Below are 842 nucleotides of genomic sequence, written 5' to 3' on the forward strand. Positions count from 1 at the left end.
CAGGAGAAAGTGGTAAGGCTTGGAATTAACAGCCCAATCGGAATTATCGAGGACTACAATCCGAAGCTATTCAGGGATTACGATGTGGTATTTATTGACAGTACCCAAACGACCGATATATCTCACGAGGAATTTAAAGAGCTGAAGAAACAGTTTCCGAACACCTCATTTGTAATCATCAATCAGGCAAACCGAGACGGAAGCTCCAAAGGCGGAACGAAGTGGGAGCATATTGTAGATGCCATTATGCATATTGAAAATCAAAGTGCAACGATGGAGAAAAACCGCTTTCCGGAGGGCAGTACAGAAACCATTAAAATCTTTTAGCATGGAAGAAATGACAATAAAATTCTATTGGCTTGTTATCGGTGCTTTCAGTTCGCTTATCGTTGGTGTGGTTTCCTTCATCATCCGCAATGCCATTTCAAAAAATGCCACAAAGGAAACAGTAGATGCCAAAACCGATTTATTGGAAAAGGATATTCAGCACTTGACAAAGGAGCTTGCTTCGTGCGAAAACAAGTTTACGGTACTGCATAAAAGAATATCAGATTTAAGGGACAGCTCTAAGGAAATATATGTGAGTAAAGAACTATTCCACCAAACCATTAAGCAGCTTAACGAGAAACTCGATACCATATTAAAATTTGTAGAGAAATGAGAAAATTATTTGGAAAGGTAATCAATACCGGAGCTGCGGAAACCTTAAAAGAGGGAACTAAGCTGATTGATGAAATATTCACCACACAAGAAGAAAAGCTCCAGGGGAAAATGGAACTTTTTAAGATGGCAGTTGCCGATAGGAGTTCGGCCAGGGAGATGTATCAGAAAGACAGTTGGCT

Annotated in this window: 3 protein-coding genes; all 3 read left to right on the forward strand. The window is 40.0% G+C overall.

What is annotated here, in order from left to right; all coding sequences use genetic code 11:
* Nucleotides 1-327 (forward strand): P-loop NTPase family protein (locus KEM10_RS25190; protein ID WP_212220925.1); only part of this gene is annotated, 327 nt, incomplete at its 5' end.
* A gap of 1 nt (nucleotide 328) precedes the next feature.
* Nucleotides 329-661 carry a hypothetical protein gene (locus KEM10_RS25195; protein ID WP_212220934.1) on the forward strand — a complete coding sequence of 111 codons (333 nt, stop codon included), beginning with the start codon at nucleotides 329-331 and terminating at the stop codon, nucleotides 659-661.
* Nucleotides 658-842 (forward strand): hypothetical protein (locus KEM10_RS25200; RefSeq protein WP_212220937.1); only part of this gene is annotated, 185 nt, incomplete at its 3' end. The genes KEM10_RS25195 and KEM10_RS25200, both read left to right, overlap by 4 nt.

Source organism: Carboxylicivirga linearis (assembly GCF_018271995.1).
In the GTDB taxonomy this organism is placed as follows: domain Bacteria; phylum Bacteroidota; class Bacteroidia; order Bacteroidales; family Marinilabiliaceae; genus Carboxylicivirga; species Carboxylicivirga linearis.

Bases quoted from the DNA above. Each gene is read 5' to 3' on its own strand.
- KEM10_RS25195 (WP_212220934.1), top strand. From the start codon at position 329: ATGGAAGAAATGACAATAAAATTCTATTGGCTTGTTATCGGTGCTTTC.